This window comes from Pseudomonas sp. NY8896 (genome assembly GCF_039634505.1).
In genome coordinates, this window is sequence record NZ_CP132350.1 from 3,717,611 (window position 1) to 3,737,596 (window position 19,986).

A 19,986-nucleotide genomic window follows, 5' to 3' on the forward strand; every position below is an offset into this window, starting at 1 on the left:
CTGAAAGTTGCTATCGTGCCGCCCTGTTTCCACCCGAGGTGCCGATGTTCTACCTGCCTTTGCCCAGCGACCAGGCCGACCGCCTCGCCAACGCGCCTGACAGCGACTTCTTCACTACTGCCAGCATGCTTGATGCCGCTGCGGTACTGTTTATCCAAAATCTGCCACGCCAGCCCGCCACCGCCTCGGCCGACGCGCAGGAGCGCCGTTTTGCCGAAATCGTGCGCATCGCCAACGAAGTCGAAGGCGTCGCGCCTGGGCGATTCCAAGGTCAGGTGGCGCAGCATTTCGATCATGAGGCGTTCGCCATGGGCCTGGGTATGCTCGGCGAAAATGGCATTGCGCTGCTGTCGGCCGAAGTGGCGTATCAGGCAGTCGAGCTGCTCGATGGCGAGGGCCAGTGGAACTTCCAGTTCGCCGACAGCTACCGCCAGCGTGCCACCCCGCTGCATCCGGTGCACCTGCCGTCGTTGGCCAACGACCTGATGCTCAGCGACCAGCAGAACCGTCTGCTGCGTGAGTTCCTAAGTGGCGTCGACGAATCGGTGGCCGTGCAAGGCTTCGCCGGCACCGGCAAGACCTTTCTGATTCACCAGTTCGCCCGCCTGCTGGAGCCACAGCGCACGTTGCTGCTGGCACTGACCGAAGGCCAGTTGCGCGCCCTGCAGGCGCGGGTCAAGGACGCTTCGGCGTACACCGCGCTGACCTTCGGCCAGCTGGCCGACGAGCTGCTCAACCGCGACCTCACCAGCAACGGCTGGCGCCTGCGTGACCCTTATCGCACCAAACTGTCATGGCGCCCGCAGGACGCGCAGGTGGTGCGCTGGCTGGCCATCCCCGACATAGGGCCGCTCGCTGCGCGTGATGTGGTCGCCTTGTGCATCCGCGCCGTGCGCACGTTCTGCCACAGTGCCGATACCCAGTTGCAGTTGCACCATTTGCCCTGGGCCGGGCCGGGCACCTCGCCGCTGGATCAAGAGGTGCTGCTGGAAAAGGCCCGTTTGTACTGGCAGGAGCTGATTCGTCCGTCGGCGCGGGACATCCAGCTGCCGGTGCGTGACTATCACCGGGTGAAACTGTTGTCGCTGACGGATCATGTGATTGACAGCCGCTACACCCACGTCATCGTCGATGAGGCCCATGAGCTGTCTGCACCGATGCTTGCCGTGCTCGATCGCAGCCCGCAGTCGATCATTGCCCTGGGTGACGAACTGCAGAACCTCAACGGCCTCAGCCCGCATCATGGCAGCTTCATCCGCCAGCGCTGCATCGACCATTCGCTGCGCGCCGGGCCGGCAATGGACAACGTGCTCAACCCGCTGATCCAGGCGCACCCTGCCGCGATTCAGGCGGCCTTCAGTGGCAGCGCCGAGCATTACACCCGGGTCAGTTTCTTCGATACGGTGACAGTACCGCAGCAGCCCACGGCGCTGATCGTCGACGACGAATGGGGCCTGTTTGGCTGGTTCCAGCGCCTGACGCATCAGGGCGTGCCGTTCATCTTGCTGAAAAGCGCACGTAAGGACTTCGAACTGTTCGTCGAGGACTGTATCGAGCTGTACCGCTACGGCACTCGGGCGCGCCATCCAATGCTGTTCCGTTATCCCAGCTGGCAGGCGTTGGAGCAGGAAAAGGGTGACGACAAAGCGTTTCTCGCGGTGGCCAGCATGCTGCGCAAGGGCTATACACCGGAGCACTTCGCCAAGGCCAAGAGCCGTTACCGCTGGGACAAGGCGCCGAAATTGTTCCTGGGCCGGGTGCGGGATGTGAAGAACATGGAGTTTGCCCGGGTGATGGTGTCGCCAGAGCTGATGGTCGCGCCCCAGGTGGCCGGGAACCGCAATGAGCGGGCGCGGATGCTGGCGGGTTTGTATACCGCCTGTTCACGGGCGCGGCATGAATTGATCGTGCCGGGAGGGATGCTGGACTGGGTCAAGGACCAGGTTCGGGATTGAAGCAGTTGGGGCCGCGAAGCAGCCCCAATGCCTTTGAATCAGTTACGGTCCAGCCACACGGTCTGGGCATTGGTGAACTCACGCACACCAAAGTGCGACAGTTCACGGCCGAAACCGCTCTTCTTCACGCCACCAAACGCCACACGGGGGTCGGAGGCGCAGTAGCCGTTGATGAACACGCCACCGGTATCCAGCGCGGCGGTCATGCGCTCGGCCAACCCATAGTCGGCGGTGTAGATGGTCGATGCCAGGCCAAACTCGCTGTCGTTGGCCAGTTCCACCGCATGGTCGGCATCGCGTGCGGTGATGATCGCCGCCACCGGGCCGAACAGCTCCTGCTTGAATGCGGTCATGTCCGGGGTAACGTTGGCGAACACCGTGGGGGCGTAGAAGTTGGCCACGCCTTCGACCTTGTTGCCGCCCAGCAGCAGGGTGGCGCCTTCGGCCAGCGTCGCCTGGACCTGGCCATCCAGCTCGTCGCGCAAGTCATAGCGGGCCATCGGGCCGATGTAGGTGTCGTCTTCAAGCGGATTGCCGACTTTCAGCTGGCGCGTGGCTTCTACGAACTTTTGCGTGAATTGCTCGACAATGCTTGCTTCCACGATCAGGCGCTTGGCGGCAGCACAGACCTGGCCGGTATTCTGGTAGCGGCCGATCACCGCAGCCTTGACGGCAGCATCCAGGTCGGCGTCAGCCAGCACGATGAACGGGTCGGAACCCCCCAGCTCCAGCACGCACTTCTTCAGTGCTGCGCCGGCCTGGGCGCCAATCGCCATGCCGGCACGAACGCTGCCGGTCAGGGTCACAGCGGCGATACGCGGGTCGTTGATGGCGCGGGTGACGCCATCCGGGGTCACGTTCAGCACTTCGAACACGCCCTCCGGCAGGCCGGCGTCCTTGAACAGCTCACCCATAAGGTAAGCGCTGCCCATCACGTTCGGGGCGTGCTTGAGCACGTAGGTGTTGCCCGCCAGAATCGCCGGCACGGCGCCGCGCAGTACCTGCCAAACCGGGAAGTTCCACGGCATCACCGCCAGGATGGGGCCTAGTGGGCGGTATTCGATACGGGCTTTTTCCACCTGGGTTGGCTCGGCGGCAAGCATGGCTGGGCCGTGTTCGGCGTACCAGCGGCACAGGCCTACGCATTTGCTGACTTCACCGCGTGCCTGGGCAATCGGCTTGCCGATTTCGCGGCTGATCATTTGCGCGAAGGCTTCGGCCTTGGTTTCGAGGGTGCTGGCCAGGGCGAGCAAATACTCGCTGCGCTGACCCAGCGACACCTGGCGCCACTGGCGGTAGCCAACCTTGGCACGTTGCAGCGCCGCTTCCAGTGCGGCGTCGGTGTCGAATGGGTAGGCGCCGATCTGCTCGCCGCTGTACGGGTCGAGGGAGATGGCGTGGGTCAGGCTGCTGATCGCGCTCATGGCGGGACACTCTCGTTGTTGTTAATCAATGACGCCAGACTAGTGGGCTATGGCTTTAATGAAAACTGAATAATAATGAGCGAAACATTCACGTTTGGAGAAAGGCTGTGGACCTGGTGCAACTGGAGATCTTCAAAGCCGTGGCAGAGCAGGGCAGCATCAGCGCTGCCGCGCAGCACATCCATCGGGTGCCGTCGAACCTGACCACGCGCATCAAGCAGCTGGAAGAAGACCTGGGCGTGGAGCTGTTCATTCGCGAGAAGAGCCGCCTGCGCCTGTCGCCTGCAGGCTGGAACTTCCTCGAATACACGCGCCGCATTCTGGACCTCGTACACGAGGCGCGGCTGACCGTAGCAGGTGAAGACCCACAGGGCACCTTTGCTCTGGGCTCGCTGGAAAGTACCGCAGCGGTGCGTATTCCGGCCTTGCTGGCGGCGTACAACCAACGCTACCCCAAGGTTGACCTGGACCTGTCCACCGGGCCTTCCGGGACCATGCTCGAAGGCGTGTTGTCTGGCCGCTTGGTGGCCGCGTTCGTCGACGGCCCGGTGCTGCACCCGACGCTGGAGGGCATACCGGTCTTTGAGGAAGAGATGATGGTGATAGCCCCGTTGAACCATGCACCCGTAACCCGCGCCCAGGACGTAAACGGCGAAAGCATCTACGCCTTCCGTGCCAACTGTTCGTACCGTCATCATTTCGAAAGCTGGTTCGTGCAGGACCAGGCAGTGCCGGGCAAGATCCACGAGATGGAGTCCTACCACGGCATGCTGGCCTGCGTCAGCGCCGGTGCCGGCCTGGCCATGATGCCACGCAGCATGCTCGACAACATGCCCGGGTGCAGCACCGTCAGCGCCTGGCCGATGTCGGAGGACTTCCGCTACCTGAAAACCTGGCTGGTATGGCGCCGAGGCACAGTATCGCGCAGTTTGAGCATGTTCGTGAAACTACTAGAGGAAGGGCGCACAACCAATTGATAAACAGCTAAATTTACGTTTATTTGATGGCTTAGTGCCGAATATCACGATGACGACCATGCATCAGCACGAACACCACCCCCCTGAGAGGATCAGATAATAGGTAAGCCATCCTCTAAAGGAGGGTCGTACCATGCGTAACCATCACTATGCACTCGGCGCCGCGTTGCTGTTAACCCTGGCCTTGCCATGGACCCTGGCTGCCGCCGCCGATCTCAATGCCCCCATCGACATGCAGGCCGTGCAGTTGCAACCGCAGGAACAGAACGGCGTGCATTACTTGCAAGGCGGTATCGGCCAGGATGAGGCCAATGCGCTGCGCAAGACATCTGGTTATGACCTGCACGTGGAGCTTTCCACTGGCCCGGAAGGCAAATTCCAGAGCGGGGCTTCAGTCGATATCCAGAACGCAAAAGGCCAGCCTGTACTGAGCATCACGGATGCCGGGCCGCTGCTGTATGTGCAGTTGCCTCCTGGCAAGTACAAGATCATGGGCAACGCCCAGGGTGAGACGGTGCAGCAATTGGTAACCGTGAATGGCAAAGCCCCCACAACCGTGAACCTGAACTGGCGTTGATGGATAAACGGGCGGGAGTACAAATGTGCTCCCGTCATGGCGGAGCACATCGTCATGAACCTGGACCTTCAGCTGGAGATGTTGGACGAGCGGGGCTATGTGCTGCTCCCCGGTGTGCTCGAACCCCTGCGCATCGCCTTGTTGCGCTGCGCCATCGATGACCTGCAGCCGATTCACTGGGACTACCAGGGGCTGCTGGAACACTACAAGTGTGTGTTCAACCGCAACCCGTTGTGGTTGCCCTTTCTCGACCTGCCGCCTGTGATAGCACTGGCTGAAGCGGCGCTGGGCGCTGATTGCCATGTGATCGGGCAAACTGCCTGGCGCAGCCATCCGGGTTACCCGGGCATGGCCTTGCACCTGGATCATCTGCCCATGCAGCTGCCCGATTGGCTAAGCGCGCAAGGCGACTTCACCCAACCCGCACAAATCCTCACTGCGCAGCTGTACCTCAGCGACATCGACCACGGCATCGGCCCGACCTGCATCGTACCCGGCAGCCACCGCGCGGCGCGGCCACCCCAGGCGGGGGAAGATCACTGGCAGGGGCGTGAAGCACAGGCCGTGTTGTGCAAGGCGGGCGATGCACTGGTGTTTCGCAGCGACGTCTGGCACAGCGCCGGGCCCAATTGCAGCCAGGCTCGCGAGCGCGACATGCTGCAGGTGCACTATGGCCGGCGCATGGTCGCGCAGAAGTTCTCGCCGTACTTGAACTGGCGCTTCAACCCGCAGGTGCTGGAGGAAGCCACGCCTCGGCAAAGGCGTTTGCTGGGTGAGCATGAAGAGGCGGAATACGACTGAAGTGCTGTGCACGGCAAGGCACATCTTAAGCAAGCGATTTAGCCAATAGTGGCAATACACTTTCAACTTTCTGATTATCTGGACAATAATCAAAAAACTATTACTTCGTGTGACCGGTCTGGATGCGCCGGTCCACCCTAAAAGATCGAGGGGCCTAAGCCCCCGCTTGCCGTGTAGACCATCAGGAGAGTCGTTGATGAAAACCCGTCTCGCAGCTTCGCTGGCCGCTGCAGTGCTGGCCTTTGCAGGGGCCAACCTGGCCCAGGCCGCGCAGGTATCCGGTGCCGTGGGCGCCACTAGCCAAGGCGACATGACCTACCGTATCGGCCTGTCGTTCGACTGGGACAAGAAATGGCTGGAAAGCAGTACCGGTTACGTGACCGGTTACTGGGATGCCGCCTACACCTATTGGGAGGGCGGTGACGCCAGTGGCGCGCACTCGCTGTCATTCAGCCCGGTGTTCACGTACGAGTTCAGCGGTTTCACCTACACACCGTACATTGAGGCTGGTATTGGCCTGGCGGCGTTTTCCAAGACCGACGTGGGCGACCAGCGCCTGGGTTCGTCGGTCAACTTCGAAGACCGCATCGGTTTTGGTCTGAAGTTGCCGGGCGAGCAAAAAGTCGGGATCCGCGCGATGCACTACTCCAACGCTGGGCTCAAGCAGCCTAACGACGGGATCGAGTCGTACTCGCTGTTCTACAGCAAGGGTTTCTGACACAAGATAGGAGCAGCCTTGCGCTGCTCCTATTCATTCCCGCGAAGAGATCGGTTCAGGCACACCCGCATTCAGCGTAAGGCCTTGATTGCCAGCACGTTACACAGCGGATGCTCCAGCACATGCGCCGTGGTCCCACCCAGGAACGTCTGCATCGCGTCATGCCGGTGGCTGCCCATCACGATCACATCGGCCCGGCTGTGGCCGACGAACTGAGCAATGGCCTTGATCGCTGCGCCCTCCAGGAAATGCCTGCGTTCCAGCGGGATCTGATGATGGTCGCCCAGGCGGTTGAACGCTGCTCGCTGCGCAGTGCGCACGCTGCCCTCGAAGCCGGGCATGGTCACCGTGCCAGCACCGAAGTCGGCAATGTGGGTCTTGGCCGCGTCGCACACATGCAACAGGTGCAGCTCGGCGTTGCATTGCAGGGCCAGGGCGTGCGCGCAGTGGATTACCTGCTCGTCCAGGTGCTCGCCTGCGCCATGGCTGTTCAGGTCCACCGCGGCGGCGACTTGCCGGGGCAGGGGCAGGCGAATGTCGCTGACCAGGTGCACGGCGACCGGGCTGTCCTTGAGCAACTGCCAGTCCAGTGGCGTGACCAGCAGGCGTTTGAGCACCGGTTCGTGCTGTACGTCCTTGACCAGCAGGTCGCAGCCCAGCCGTTCGACCCGCTCCAGCACGCAGCCTAGTGGGTCGCGGGTCAACAACAGCTCGGTGGACACGTCGAGGCCGGCGTTGCCCAGTTGCTCGGCCTCGTCCGCCAGCCATTGGCGGTTGTCGCTGAGCAGCCGCTCACGCTCGCGACCATCGCTCATCAAGCCAAAGGTGTCGACGTCGTCGACGATCACATTGATATCCAGCAGAGCACCACTGGATTCCGCCAGCGCCGCTGCGCGTTGCAGCGCTGGCGTGTGGCGCATTTGCGGGCCGAGCATGACGAACAGACGCTTGAACTGGCTCATCTCACACCTCCACGTGTGGCAGCCCCCCGGTCACCTGGTTCTGTTCAGTCTAGCCCTGTGTGGCCGGTAAAGCCGTTCACGCTTTTTTCACCTGGGGCTGTTATCATCGCCGCACTCTTTGGGGAGTAGCCTGCCTTCGCACCCAAGCGAAGGCGCACCGGTCAACATATTTGGCAACCTGCCATGGCCTGTGCATCCAGCTGGATTGGCGAGACCAACGACCTTTCTGTAGCCAAGCCGGGCCTGCAGGGAGCTGTCGTTGACTCGTAGCCCGGCGGAGCCTGATCGTTGAATCCCATTTCCCTCGTTTTCCTTGCCTTCGCCATGTCCACGGATGCCTTCGCGGCCGCCATCGGCAAAGGTTCCAGCCTGCATAAACCCCGTTTGGCCGAAGCCCTGCGCACCGGCCTGATCTTTGGTGTCATCGAGGCCATAACCCCAGTCATTGGCTGGCTGCTGGGCCAGGCGGCCAGCCAGTACGTTGAGCAATGGGACCACTGGATTGCCTTCTTCCTGCTGCTATTGCTGGGCGCGCACATGGTGCATGCCGGCCTGAAGCCGGATGAGGAAGAGGAAGAAAAGCAAAGCCAGCACTCATTCTGGATTTTGGCGGTGACGGCGGTGGCGACCAGCATCGATGCCCTGGCGGTGGGCATTGGCCTGGCGTTCGTCGATGTGAACATCTGGGTGGCGGCTGCGGCGATCGGCCTGGCGACCATGACCATGGTCACCCTCGGCACCATGCTGGGGCGGGCCCTGGGTTCGGTGGTGGGCAAGCGTGCCGAGATCATCGGCGGCATCGTGCTGATGCTGGTGGGCGCGACCATCCTGTATGAGCACCTGACGGCTGTTTGAGTGCGGCTGGCACGGCGTGTCGGGTATGATGCTGGCCCCATCATTGTCACGAGGCCTGCCCCATGTCCCTGAGCGCTGAACAGATCGGCGAATTCCGTACCTTCGCCGAGCGGTTGGCCGATGCTGCCGCTGTGGCGATCAAGCCGTACTTTCGCGCCAGCCTGGAGGTCGAGGACAAGGGCGGGCGCCTGTACGACCCGGTGACGGTTGCCGACAAGGCCGCCGAGGACGCCATGCGCGAGTTGATCCAGGCGCGTTACCCCGAGCATGGCATCCTTGGCGAAGAAGCCGGGGTGGCCGTCGGCAGCAGCCCGCTGACCTGGGTGCTCGACCCGATCGATGGCACCCGCGCCTTCATCACCGGCCTGCCGCTGTGGGGCACGCTGATTGCCCTTAACGACGGCACGCGCCCGGTGGTTGGGGTGATGAACCAGCCGTTCACCGGCGAGCGCTTTGTCGGCACCCCCGAAGGCGCCTGGCGCAGTGGCACGCCCTTGCAGACCCGTGCCTGTGCCGACCTGGCTTCGGCCACGCTGATGTGCACCACGCCAGACATGTTCGACACCGCCGAGCGCAAGGCCGCGTTCGAGGCCGTTGCCGGCAAGGCGCGGTTGATGCGTTATGGTGGCGACTGCTACGCGTACTGCATGCTGGCCTCGGGCTTTGTCGACGTGATCGTCGAGGCCAGCCTGCAGCCGTATGACGTACAGGCGCTGATGCCGATCATCGAAGGGGCGGGTGGGGTCATTACGGCCTGGGATGGCAGCTCGGCGCAGAACGGTGGTTGCGTCGTAGCCTGTGGTGACCCGGCGCTGCATGCGCAGGTGGTGGAGATGTTGCGTCACGCCATGTGATGGGTGTGTCTCCTATACGGGCCTTTTCGCGGGTAAACCCGCTCCCACAAGTGGGGCACAGTTTTCAAAACTAGTGCTGAACCTGTGGAAGCGGGTTTACCCGCGAAGAGCCCTTACAGGATTCTGCTTTCCTGATCACCGCACTTTTTCCAATTTCCGGGCTCTATGCTTGGCCAGGCTGCTCTGATCCCCAGAGCAGCCGCCGTATATTGACCCGGTGCCGATGGTTGCAAGACACCCCAAATTCTTCCCCCGCCTGCTGCTGGCCGGCGCCCTTGCGGGCCTTTGTGCCTGCACGCAGGAACAGGGCCGCGATATGGTCAGCCAGTTCGGCAATGGCAAACCCAGCGAGCTGTTCCAGACCAGCGTCGACCGCCTGGCCACGTTGTCGATGCGCGACAATTTGCAAAGCCTGTACCTGCTGATGAACAAGCTGTACCTGCGCAACCCCAACCAGTGGAAGATGTCGGGCTACGTCGACGCCGCCACTGCCGAGCGCCAGATCCGCATCGCCATCGAGCAGCGCCGGCCGCTGCCGCAACTGGGCAACCGCCGCGACCTGGCGGCATTGAGCTACGCCCTTAGCCCCGAGTTTCGCGGCGACCGCGTCGGCGCCTTCATCTACGCCATCGGCAGCATGCTGATCACCGCGCACGGCGGGCGTACCGAGTTCTACATGACCGACACCATCGACCCGCTGTTCATCAACAACGCTGCGCGCAATATCGAAAAGGCGACGTGGATGCTCAGCCAGCGACAGGACGCCAATGGGGTGCTGCTGTTGTTCTCCAACGAAATCTCGGAGGAGGGCAGCAACCTGAGTTTTGCCGTGGAGTTCGGCAAGATCGTCGCGCGGCTGGATTTGCTGGCCGAGCTGCTGGATGAGCGGTATCGGCGGATTGGCTTGAATTATGCGCAAAGCCTGTTGCTGATGAACTTTCTGCCGGTGCAGTAACTTCAGAGCAGCGCTTGTATGGCGCGTTTATAGCGCTGCCCGGCCAGGCTCATGCTGTTGTTATGGGTTGCCCCGGGCACCAGCAGCAATGTCTTGGGCTGGTGGGCTGCTTCATATAATTGCTGGCTGAAACGCGCTGGCACGAATCGGTCATCCAGGCCGTGTACCAGCAGCACAGGCAGGCCAACCCCCTTGATCTTGTCCAGCGAGTCGAACTTTTGCGACATCAACCAGCGCACTGGCAAGGAGGTATTGGCCACTGCCGCCGCGACATCGCCCAGTGAAGTGAAGGTCGACTCCAGGATTAACCCGCGTGCCGGCACACTGGCACCGTTGTTCTGTGATTCGCGTGTCAGCTCACTGGCCAGTTCCACCGCCACCGCGCCCCCCAAAGAATGGCCGAAGATCAGGCGTTTGCCGGCATCTGGCTGCAGCTGGGCGAAGCGCTCCCAGGCAATGCGTGCATCTTCGTAGACCGTGGCCTCGGAAGGTAGGTCGCCACGGCTTCGGCCAAAGCCACGATAATCCACGGCCAACACCGAATAACCCATGGCATGCAGCTGTTCTATGCGGAACAACTGGCCGGTAAGGTTCCAGCGCACGCCGTGTAGGTAAAGGATGGCCGGCGCGTTGGCGCGTTTGGCCGGCCACCACCAGGCGTGCAGGCTCTGGTTATCGCTGAAGCTGTGCGGGCGCAGGTCGAGTTCCTGCACGCCGCTGGGCAGCCCGCGAAACCAACTGGCTTGGCCAGGCTCGATGCGGAACACCAGCTCGCGCTCCTTGTACTGCAGCACGGCGCAGCTGGTGGGCAGGCCGATGACCAGCAGAATGGCGCACACCCAGGGGAGCCAGCGGCGGCGCAGGTGGGTGACGAAGAGAGTAGGCATGTGGGCTTTCTAGCAGAAGCACTGTGCTGGATGTCGAAAAAGTGACGGGATGGCAGGTTGGTTTGGTTGCAAGCTGTTTCCGAAAGCGCAGGGTTACCGATTACCCAACGACTCCAACAACGGCTGAAACTCGTCCAGCAACCAGTCCCGCAATCGCAGGCAGCTGGCTTCATGCTCCTTGTCTTCATTGAATGCCAGGAAGTGAAAGGTGTCCTTGAGCACCAGTTCTTCTGCCACTGGCCTTACCAGCATCCCCTGTGCCACCAGCGACTCGACCAAGTGATGCCAGCCCAACGCCACGCCCTGGCCGCCAAGGGCCAGTTGCACCAACAGGTTGTAGTCGTTGGCATTGAAGAAATGCGGTGCGGTACTGGCGCGGCTTTTCAGGTCGACGTCATGGAAGGCCAGCCACACATTCCAGTCCACATGTTCGGCGACTTGCGAGCGGCCGTAGGGGCTGAGGTTCAGCAAGGTACCATCGCGCAACCCTTTAAGGGTGCGGACCTCCGGGTGCTGCGCCAAATACTGCGGTGTGCACACCGGGTAGATCACGTCATGGTTGAGCGGGTGCGAGCTATAGCCTGCCTGCACCTTGCCCAGCTTGGTGATGTAGATGTCGGGGCGCACCCCAGGCTCCATCGACAGAAAGTTCTGGGTGGTTACAAGGTTGATGTCGATGTCCGGGTGCTCGGCGAAGAACTTCGGCATGCGCGGCCCCATCCACAAGGCGGCAAAGGCCGGTGAACAGCACAGGGTGACTACCTGCTTGGTATTGGTGTTGCTGCGGATACGCTCGGCCGCCTGGGAGATGTTGACGAACGATAACTGCACCGCATCGAAGAAGATCGAACCGGCCACGGTCAACTCCACCGCACGGCCCACACGGGTGAACAACTCGGCGCTCAGGTAGGTCTCCAGCTCGCGGATTTGCCGGCTGACTGCAGCCTGGGTGACGCACAGCGCCTCGGCGGCACGGGTGAAGTTCTGGTACTTGGCGGCGGCGACGAAGACTTTGACCGCACGCAGCGAGGGCATCTTGATCAGCGTCTGATCGGGTTCGGAGTGTCTGACCATGGGTAGCGGGGAGGTCCTTCATCTAGCCAATCACGCCACTCTAGCCTGTTCCTCGCCAACAGGTAAATGTGCGGGCGGCTCTACCTACGGCCTCAGCGCCCGATTGATAACTTCAGGTAATGGTTAGCGCCATACAAATGTCGTTGGACCCGCTCTGGCGCTGGGCCTAACGTTAAAGCCACGGCGCGACATTCGAGACATCGATGTCGGATAACTTTTTGAAGCAGGACATTCTGCGTGCCGGTTTTGACTCACGTTCGAATTTGAACGGACTGCCAAGCGTACTCGCACTGATCGCTACCCGCCTTATTGAAAGTGCGATGTTGATTGATTGGTTAATAAGCATAATAAAGAGGGTCGTATGAGCCATGCCGATGAGATTCTTTCGGTAAACAACATCTTCAAGGTGTTCGGTCCCAACCCGAACATGGCCATGGAGATGCTCCGCAAGGGCGCCGACAAGAACGAAATCTTCAGCAAGACCGGCCACGTTGTCGGCGTGTTCGATGCAAGCTTTTCCGTCAAGCGTGGCGAGATTTTCGTCATCATGGGCCTCTCGGGCTCGGGCAAGTCGACCATGGTGCGGCTGTTCAACCGCCTGATCGAACCCACTTCCGGCAGCATTCACCTCAACGGCAAGGAAATTACCGGTCTTTCAGACAAAGCCTTGCTGGATGTGCGCCGCAAGGAAATGGGCATGGTGTTTCAGTCCTTCGCGTTGATGCCGCATATGAGCGTGCTTGAGAACACCGCCTTCGGCCTGGAAATTGCCGGTGTACCGGAAGCCGAACGCCACAGCCGCGCCCGTGAAGCCTTGAGCCAGGTTGGCTTGGCCGGTCACGAGAACAGTTACCCGCACCAGTTGTCTGGTGGCATGCAGCAGCGTGTGGGCCTGGCCCGGGCGTTAGCCAACGACCCGGCGATCTTGCTGATGGACGAGGCGTTTTCCGCACTCGACCCGCTGATCCGCAGCGAGATGCAGGGCGAACTGATCCGCCTGCAGGCTGAGCAACAACGCACCATCATCTTCATTTCCCATGACATCGAAGAAGCCATCCGCATCGGCCATCGCATTGCGATCATGGAAGGTGGCCGCGTGGTGCAGATCGGCACCCCACAAGAGCTGATCAACCAGCCGGCCAACGACTACGTGCGTACTTTCTTCAAGAGCTTCGACAGCTCGCGGGTGCTCAAGGCCGGCGATGTGGCCAGGTTCGACCCGGCCGTGGTGTGCAAGGTCAATGGCAAGGCGCCGAGCTTCCAGGCCGGCGTGCCGTTTGGCTACCTGGTCGACGAGCGCGGGCAGTTGCTGGGCGTGGTCGACACCGACGTCAACGGCGCCACTGCCAGTGACCGCTACAGCCTGCACGAACAGCGCCCGGTGTACACCGACACGCCGCTGCACGAAGTCCTCGGGATTGCTGCCGACCTGCCGTACCCGGTGCCGGTGCTCGACCGTCAGGGCGCCTTCAAGGGCACGCTGTCGAAGAACGAGCTGCTGCAGACCCTGAGCCGCAACTAATCCAAGAAGCGCCCGTAGCGTTTATTAGAACAGGTAAGCCCTCATGTCCGAATTCAGCCTGCTTGACCCGTTCCAGGCGGCCACCATCCCCTTGGGCGACTGGGTCACCGCGACCCTGAACTTTCTGGTGCACAACTTCCGCGAGGTGTTCCGCGCCATTCGCTGGCCAATCGACCAGGTGCTCAATGGCATCGAGTTCACCCTGCAGAGCATCCCGCCCACCATCGGCATCCTCCTTTCGTCATTGCTGGGCTGGCAGCTGGCAGGCAAGCGCATGGCGGTACTGTGCTTCATCACCCTGACCTTGCTCGGCCTGATCGGTGTGTGGTCGGAGTCGATGACCACCCTGGCCCTGGTACTGACGTCGGTGTTCTTCTGCGCGGTCATCGGCATTCCGTTGGGTATCGTCTGCGCCCGCAGCAACCGCCTGGAAAGCATTATCCGCCCGCTGCTCGATGCCATGCAGACCCTGCCGGCGTTCGTTTACCTGGTCCCGGTGGTGATGCTGTTCGGCATCGGTAATGTACCTGGCGTGCTGGTGACCATCGTGTTCGCCCTGCCGCCGCTGGTGCGCCTGACCAACTTGGGTATTCGCCAGGTGCCGGAAGACAAGATCGAAGCCGCCCGCGCTTTCGGCTGCACCCCACGGCAGATGTTGACCCGCGTGCAACTGCCGCTGGCCACTTCGACCATCATGGCTGGTCTCAACCAGACCCTGATGCTGTCGCTGTCGATGGTGGTCATCGCCTCGATGATTTCGGTCGGTGGCCTGGGCCAGATGGTACTGCGCGGCATCGGCCGGCTGGACATGGGCCTGGCCACGGTCGGTGGCGTGGGGCTGGTGCTGCTGGCGATCTTCCTCGACCGCCTGACCCAGGCCATGGGCGCCCGCACCAGTGCCGACCCGAGCCTGCGCTGGTACCACACTGGCCCCGCAGGCGTGGTGATGCGCCTGTGTGGCGCAGCACCCGTGAAAGGGCGGCGCAAGACCGCCTGAGCACAGCAAGACACTTGATACGTTCGATCTGCCGCACTTGAAGATAAAAATCAGAAGAAGGTAAGCGACGATGCACGAATCCAAATTCACCCGCAGCATCCTCAAATGTGCCACGGCATTGACCCTGGTGGCCGCTGCGCTGGGCGCAAACGCTTCGGCGGACAAACCGGGTGATGGCGTGAAGGTAACGCCGATTTTCCCCTCGATCGCCGAAGAGCGTTTCCGCGGTGAAGTGGCCATGGAAGGCCTGCGCGAGCTGGGCTACAACGTGCAGGAACCCAAGGAGACCGAATACGGCGTGATGATGGTGGCCTTGGCCAACGGCGATGCCGACTTCACCGTGCACCTGTGGGAAAAACTGCACGACAAGTTCTACCAGCAGGCTGGCGGCGACGATGTGATGGTCAAGACCGGCAACATTCTGCCGGGTGTCGCCCAGGGCTACTTGATCGACAAGAAAACCGCCGACCAGTACAACATCAAGTACATCACCGACCTGAAAAAGCCGGAAATCGCCAAACTGTTCGACACCGACGGCGACGGCAAGGCCGACATGACCGGTTGCAATCCGGGCTGGGGTTGCGAGCTGGTGATTTCCCACCACATGAAGGCCTACGACCTGGACAAGAGTGTCAACGTCAACCAAGGCTCGTACTTTGCGCTGATGGCCGACACCATCGCCCGTTACAAGGAAGGCAAGCCGATCCTGTATTTCACCTGGGTGCCGCAGTGGATCGCCAGCGTGCTGGTCGAAGGCAAGGATGTGGTCTGGCTGGAAGTGCCGAAGACCGACCTGCCTGATGGCAAGAACGACGTCGACACCACCTACCACGGCAAAAACCTGGGCTTTGCCATCGACAAGGTGGTAGCCGTGCTGAACAAGGACTTTGCCGAAAAGAACCCGGCGGCGCTGAAGTTCCTGTCGCTGGTGCAGATCAGCACCGACGACGAGAGCAACCAGAACCTGAAGATGCAGCAGGGCGAGAAGAAGCCCAAAGACATCGAGCGCCATGCCAAGCAGTGGGTTGCCGCCCACCGCCAGCAGTTCGATCAGTGGCTGCAAGCCTCACGCGACGCAGCGGCCCAGGCCGGCAAGTAACCTGTTCCAGCACTGCTGGCTTCTTCGCGGGCAAGCCCGCGTGGAAGCCAATGCAACTCCCGCAGTTGAGTTAAAGCCATGAGCCACTTCGAAAGCATCCTCAAAAGCACCAACCTGGCCCACCTGGCCCCGGCCATCCGCACTTCGCTTTCAATGCCGTGCCAGCGCGTGGCCTTCGTCCTGCGCGAGCACTTCTCGATGATGGCCTTCACAGCGGCGATGGACAGCCTGGTCACCGCCAACCTGATGAGCGCCACGCCGTTGTTCCAGGTTCAGGTGGTGGGTGAGGGCGCCCAGGTGATGAGCGACCTGGGCATCGCCTTGCCGGTCAACACTCAGCTCGCTGACCTGGATGTGCACGGCCTTGACTGCCTGCTGGTATGTGGTGGCTTTCGCGTGCGCCTGGAAGCCGCGCCGCAACTGCGTGCCAAGTTGCGCCAAGCCGACCAGTACGGCTGCCAACTGGGCGGGCTGTGGAACGGCGCTTACTTCCTGGCCGAGGCTGGCTTGCTCAATGATCACGACTGCGCCTTCCACCCCGATGGCCGAGCGATGATGAACGAGCTGTTCCCCAAAGTACGTATCAGCCGCCAGGCCCATGTGCTGGACCGGCGACATATGAGCTGCGCCGGTGCCAGCAGTGCCTTGGACATGATGTTGGCAATGCTTGAACAGTGCGGTGGCGTACCCTTGCGCCGGGCCGTGGAGCAGATGCTGGCCTGTGACCGTGCGAGGGTCTTGAGCGACGCACCTGCCAGTGCCCCGGAAATCGACCCCAGCCTGCCCAAGGGGGTGCGCCTGGCCCTGGAATTGATGCATGCCAATATCGAAGACCCCATTGGCATCGACGAAATCGCCGAACATGCCGGCTTGTCTCGCCGGCACTTGGAGCGGCTGTTCCGCCGCCATGTGCAGGCCACACCACCGCGTTACTATCTGGAGCTGCGCCTGACCCATGCGCGCCAACTGTTGCAACACACCAGCAAGTCATTGACCGAGGTGGCAGTGGCCAGCGGGTTCATCAGCTTCCCGCATTTCTATCGGCGGTTTCGTGAGTTGTTTGCCGTTGCTCCGCGCCAATATCGTGCCCGTAGCCAGGGGTGGGCAGGGCGGCAGGAAGAAACTGTTCGATAAACGAACACAGGCTGCACCTGGCCTGTCCGTTATCCGCCCATCCAATCCCATCGCCGCATTGCCCAACCCCCGCCTTTTTGCTGTAGTGTGCCCATCCACCGGTTGTCGCCTGCCCCCGCGACCCGCAACCGGCCCGATAGAATGACCGTGACGACCGCAACCACAGCCCACAAGGCAGTAGGACGCGGCGACCAGAACAATAACGATACCGAGTGCCTTGCCTATGGAAAGCCGCCTGCTGAGCGAACGCAGTAGCGTGTTTCACCACGCCGACCCTTATGCTGTGTCCGATTATGTGAACCAGCATGTGGGCCAGCATTGCATCGGTCTGTCGCGTACCACCCACCCTCAGGCCAGCCTCAGCCACCGCAAGTTCGCCGAACTCGACTTGTGTCGTATCAGCTACGGTGGCAGCGTGCGCGTTACCTCGCCAGCACTGGAAACCATTTACCACCTGCAAGTGCTGCTCAACGGCAATTGCCTGTGGCGCGGGCACAAGCGCGAACAGCACCTGATTCCAGGGGAGCTGCTGCTGATCAACCCGGACGACCCAGTTGATCTGACCTACTCAGAAGACTGCGAGAAGTTCATCCTCAAGGTGCCGACCCGCTTGCTGGACTCGATCTGCGATGAACAGCGCTGGCATCGGCCAGAAGGCGGCGTGCGGTTCTTGCGCAACCATTATCGGTTGGATGAACTGGACGGGTTCGTGAACCTGCTGGCGATGGTTTGCCATGAAGCGGAAGTGAGCGACTCGCTACCCAGGGTGCAGGGCCATTACAGCCAGATTGTCGCCAGCAAGCTGCTGACCCTGATGAGCACCAATATCCGCCGCGAAAGCCTGGGATCGCCTGGCGTAAGCCTTGATCGGATCATCGAATATATCGATCGCAACCTCAAACTTGAGCTGCCAGCCGAGGCGCTGGCAGAGCAGGCGTGCATGAGCCTGCGGTCGTTGTATGCGTTGTTCGACCGGCATCTTGGTACTACGCCCAAGCAATATGTGCGTCAGCGCAAGCTGGAGCAGGTGCGTGCCTGTCTGGGAGATGCCAGTTGTGCAGTGCGTAGCGTGACTGAACTGGCCTTGGATTATGGCTTCCTGCACCTGGGGCGCTTTTCCGAAGTGTATCGGCACCAGTTTGGTGAATTGCCTTCGGAAACTTTCCGTAACCGGCGCTGAACTTCGCCACCCCCTTCGCGTGCAAGCCTGCACAAAACGGATACTACTGCGCACAAACCGGATACTCCCGCCTAATACCAGCGCCCAAACTGACCAGGTCTAAACAATAACAATGGAGACCCTGGCCATGTCCCTGGGATTCGACTACCTCAATGCCATGCTCGAGGACGACCGTGAAAAGGGCATCTACCGCTGCAAGCGCGTGATGTTCACCGACCCACGCCTGTTCGACCTGGAGATGAAACACATCTTCGAGGGCAACTGGATCTATCTGGCCCATGAAAGCCAGATCCCCGAAAAGAACGACTTCCTCAGCCTGACCATGGGGCGCCAGCCGATTTTCATCGCGCGCAACAAGGACGGTGAGCTCAATGCCTTCCTCAATGCCTGCAGCCACCGTGGCGCCATGCTGTGCCGGCACAAGCGCGGTAACCGCTCCAGCTACACCTGCCCATTCCACGGCTGGACGTTCAACAACAGCGGCAAGCTGCTGAAGGTGAAAGACCCGAGCAATGCCGGCTACCCCGACAGCTTCAACTGCGACGGCTCCCACGACCTGACCAAGGTGGCGCGCTTCGAGTCGTACCGGGGCTTTCTGTTCGGCAGCCTGAACGCCGATGTAAAACCGCTGGTGGAACACCTGGGCGAGTCGGCCAAGATCATCGACATGATCGTCGATCAGTCGCCGGAGGGTCTGGAAGTGCTGCGCGGTGCCAGCTCGTACATCTACGAAGGCAACTGGAAGCTCACCGCCGAAAACGGCGCCGACGGCTACCACGTCAGCTCCGTGCACTGGAACTACGCCGCCACCCAGAACCAGCGCAAGCAGCGCGAAGCGGGTGACGAGATCAAGACCATGAGCGCCGGTTCCTGGGCCAAGCAGGGCGGCGGCTTCTACTCCTTCGACCACGGCCACCTGCTGCTGTGGACCCGCTGGGCCAACCCCGAAGACCGCCCGGCCTACGAGCGCCGCGACCAGCTGGCCGCCGACTTCGGCCAGGCCCGCGCCGACTGGATGATCGAAAACTCGCGCAACCTGTGCCTGTACCCCAACGTTTACCTGATGGACCAGTTCAGCTCGCAGATCCGCGTTGCCCGGCCGATTTCGGTGAACAAGACCGAAATCACCATCTATTGCATCGCGCCGAAAGGCGAGAGTGCCGATGCCCGTGCCAAGCGCATCCGCCAATACGAAGACTTCTTCAATGTCAGCGGCATGGCCACCCCGGACGACCTGGAAGAGTTCCGCTCGTGCCAGACCGGCTACGGCGGCGGCACCGGTTGGAACGATATGTCCCGCGGTGCTAAACATTGGGTCGAAGGCGCTGATGAGGCCGCCAAGGAAATCGAACTCGAACCGCTATTGTCCGGCGTGCGCACCGAGGACGAAGGCCTGTTCGTGCTGCAGCACAAGTACTGGCAGGACACCATGATCCAGGCCCTCAAGGACGAACAGCAACTGATCCCCGTGGAGGCCGTGCAATGAGCCTGTATGAAACCGTGCGCGACTTTCTCTACCGCGAAGCGCGCTACCTGGACGACGCCCAGTGGGACCAGTGGCTGGAGCTGTACGCCAGCGACGCCACCTTCTGGATGCCCAGCTGGGATGATGACGATACCCTGACCGAAGACCCACAGAGCGAAATCTCGCTGATCTGGTACGGCAACCGGGGTGGCCTGGAAGACCGGGTGTTCCGCATCAAGACCGAACGCTCCAGCGCGACCGTGCCCGACACCCGCACCTCGCACAACATCAGCAACATCGAGATCGTCGAACAGGGCGAGGGCAGCTGCCAGGTGCGTTTCAACTGGCACACCCTGAGCTTCCGCTACAAGACCACTGACAGTTATTTCGGCACCAGTTTCTACACCCTCGACCTGCGCGGCGAACAGCCGCTGATCAAGGCCAAGAAGGTGGTGCTGAAAAACGACTACGTGCGTCAGGTCATCGACATCTACCACATCTGACACAAGGTTTTGCGAGCACTGCCCGGTGCGTCCTGCGACGCGCCGTG

Annotated in this window: 19 protein-coding genes; 15 read left to right on the forward strand and 4 right to left on the reverse strand. The window is 61.5% G+C overall.

What is annotated here, in order from left to right; genetic code table 11:
• Positions 1 to 44 precede the first annotated feature (44 nt).
• Complete coding sequence (locus Q9451_RS16625; RefSeq protein WP_012272342.1) at positions 45 to 1,955, forward strand: AAA family ATPase; 1,911 nt, start codon at positions 45 to 47, stop codon at positions 1,953 to 1,955.
• 38 nt (positions 1,956 to 1,993) lie between these two features.
• Here Q9451_RS16625 and Q9451_RS16630 read toward each other — a convergent pair whose 3' ends face one another.
• On the reverse strand, positions 1,994 to 3,379 hold the full coding sequence (locus tag Q9451_RS16630) for an aldehyde dehydrogenase family protein (RefSeq protein WP_012272341.1): 1,386 nt from the start codon (positions 3,377 to 3,379) through the stop codon (positions 1,994 to 1,996).
• Between the two features lie 107 nt (positions 3,380 to 3,486).
• On the opposite strand from Q9451_RS16630, the gene Q9451_RS16635 reads away from it, so the two are divergent.
• The 4 genes from Q9451_RS16635 to Q9451_RS16650 all read left to right on the forward strand — a co-directional run bounded on the left by Q9451_RS16635 (position 3,487) and on the right by Q9451_RS16650 (position 6,452).
• A complete protein-coding gene (locus Q9451_RS16635; protein ID WP_012272340.1) occupies positions 3,487 to 4,356 on the forward strand; it encodes a LysR family transcriptional regulator in 870 nt (289 codons plus the stop codon).
• Positions 4,357 to 4,489: 133 nt separating this feature from the next.
• Entirely contained in the window at positions 4,490 to 4,933 is a 444-nt protein-coding gene (locus tag Q9451_RS16640; RefSeq protein ID WP_012272339.1) for a hypothetical protein, read from the forward strand.
• A gap of 54 nt (positions 4,934 to 4,987) precedes the next feature.
• A complete protein-coding gene (locus tag Q9451_RS16645) occupies positions 4,988 to 5,734 on the forward strand; it encodes a phytanoyl-CoA dioxygenase family protein (RefSeq protein ID WP_012272338.1) in 747 nt (248 codons plus the stop codon).
• A 196-nt stretch (positions 5,735 to 5,930) separates the two neighbouring features.
• The gene (locus Q9451_RS16650) at positions 5,931 to 6,452 is read left to right on the forward strand and encodes an acyloxyacyl hydrolase (protein WP_012272337.1); all 522 of its coding nucleotides are present in this window, start codon (positions 5,931 to 5,933) and stop codon (positions 6,450 to 6,452) included.
• A gap of 71 nt (positions 6,453 to 6,523) precedes the next feature.
• Here the strand turns inward: Q9451_RS16650 and Q9451_RS16655 are convergent, their stop codons facing one another.
• The gene (locus tag Q9451_RS16655) at positions 6,524 to 7,414 is read right to left on the reverse strand and encodes a universal stress protein (RefSeq protein WP_012272336.1); all 891 of its coding nucleotides are present in this window, start codon (positions 7,412 to 7,414) and stop codon (positions 6,524 to 6,526) included.
• Positions 7,415 to 7,702: 288 nt separating this feature from the next.
• Here Q9451_RS16655 and mntP point away from each other — a divergent pair, with 288 nt between their 5' ends.
• The 3 genes from mntP (at position 7,703) to Q9451_RS16670 (ending at position 10,078) form a co-directional block, all read left to right on the forward strand.
• The gene (mntP, locus tag Q9451_RS16660) at positions 7,703 to 8,269 is read left to right on the forward strand and encodes a manganese efflux pump MntP (RefSeq protein ID WP_012272335.1); all 567 of its coding nucleotides are present in this window, start codon (positions 7,703 to 7,705) and stop codon (positions 8,267 to 8,269) included.
• Positions 8,270 to 8,331: 62 nt separating this feature from the next.
• The gene (gene hisN / locus Q9451_RS16665) at positions 8,332 to 9,123 is read left to right on the forward strand and encodes a histidinol-phosphatase (RefSeq protein ID WP_012272334.1); all 792 of its coding nucleotides are present in this window, start codon (positions 8,332 to 8,334) and stop codon (positions 9,121 to 9,123) included.
• A gap of 223 nt (positions 9,124 to 9,346) precedes the next feature.
• Positions 9,347 to 10,078, forward strand: a complete 732-nt coding sequence (locus Q9451_RS16670) for a hypothetical protein (protein WP_012272333.1) — start codon at positions 9,347 to 9,349, stop codon at positions 10,076 to 10,078.
• A gap of 2 nt (positions 10,079 to 10,080) precedes the next feature.
• Here Q9451_RS16670 and Q9451_RS16675 read toward each other — a convergent pair whose 3' ends face one another.
• Positions 10,081 to 10,965, reverse strand: coding sequence for an alpha/beta hydrolase (locus Q9451_RS16675; RefSeq protein WP_012272332.1), 885 nt, complete (start codon positions 10,963 to 10,965; stop codon positions 10,081 to 10,083).
• A 93-nt stretch (positions 10,966 to 11,058) separates the two neighbouring features.
• On the reverse strand, positions 11,059 to 12,039 hold the full coding sequence (locus Q9451_RS16680) for a LysR substrate-binding domain-containing protein (RefSeq protein ID WP_012272331.1): 981 nt from the start codon (positions 12,037 to 12,039) through the stop codon (positions 11,059 to 11,061).
• A 361-nt stretch (positions 12,040 to 12,400) separates the two neighbouring features.
• Between Q9451_RS16680 and Q9451_RS16685 the strand changes: the two genes are divergently transcribed.
• From Q9451_RS16685 to benB, 7 genes are all read left to right on the forward strand, one after another.
• The gene (locus Q9451_RS16685) at positions 12,401 to 13,561 is read left to right on the forward strand and encodes a glycine betaine/L-proline ABC transporter ATP-binding protein (protein WP_012272330.1); all 1,161 of its coding nucleotides are present in this window, start codon (positions 12,401 to 12,403) and stop codon (positions 13,559 to 13,561) included.
• 43 nt (positions 13,562 to 13,604) lie between these two features.
• Complete coding sequence (gene proW / locus Q9451_RS16690) at positions 13,605 to 14,558, forward strand: glycine betaine/L-proline ABC transporter permease ProW (RefSeq protein ID WP_012272329.1); 954 nt, start codon at positions 13,605 to 13,607, stop codon at positions 14,556 to 14,558.
• Between the two features lie 70 nt (positions 14,559 to 14,628).
• Positions 14,629 to 15,657 carry a glycine betaine/L-proline ABC transporter substrate-binding protein ProX gene (proX, locus tag Q9451_RS16695; RefSeq protein WP_012272328.1) on the forward strand — a complete coding sequence of 343 codons (1,029 nt, stop codon included), beginning with the start codon at positions 14,629 to 14,631 and terminating at the stop codon, positions 15,655 to 15,657.
• A 78-nt stretch (positions 15,658 to 15,735) separates the two neighbouring features.
• Positions 15,736 to 16,791 carry a helix-turn-helix domain-containing protein gene (locus Q9451_RS16700; RefSeq protein WP_012272327.1) on the forward strand — a complete coding sequence of 352 codons (1,056 nt, stop codon included), beginning with the start codon at positions 15,736 to 15,738 and terminating at the stop codon, positions 16,789 to 16,791.
• 223 nt (positions 16,792 to 17,014) lie between these two features.
• The gene (locus Q9451_RS16705) at positions 17,015 to 17,971 is read left to right on the forward strand and encodes an AraC family transcriptional regulator (protein WP_012272326.1); all 957 of its coding nucleotides are present in this window, start codon (positions 17,015 to 17,017) and stop codon (positions 17,969 to 17,971) included.
• A 127-nt stretch (positions 17,972 to 18,098) separates the two neighbouring features.
• Complete coding sequence (gene benA / locus Q9451_RS16710; RefSeq protein ID WP_041166494.1) at positions 18,099 to 19,457, forward strand: benzoate 1,2-dioxygenase large subunit; 1,359 nt, start codon at positions 18,099 to 18,101, stop codon at positions 19,455 to 19,457.
• Positions 19,454 to 19,939, forward strand: coding sequence for a benzoate 1,2-dioxygenase small subunit (gene benB / locus Q9451_RS16715; RefSeq protein ID WP_012272324.1), 486 nt, complete (start codon positions 19,454 to 19,456; stop codon positions 19,937 to 19,939). Before benA ends, benB begins: the two co-directional genes overlap by 4 nt.
• Positions 19,940 to 19,986: the final 47 nt, after the last annotated feature.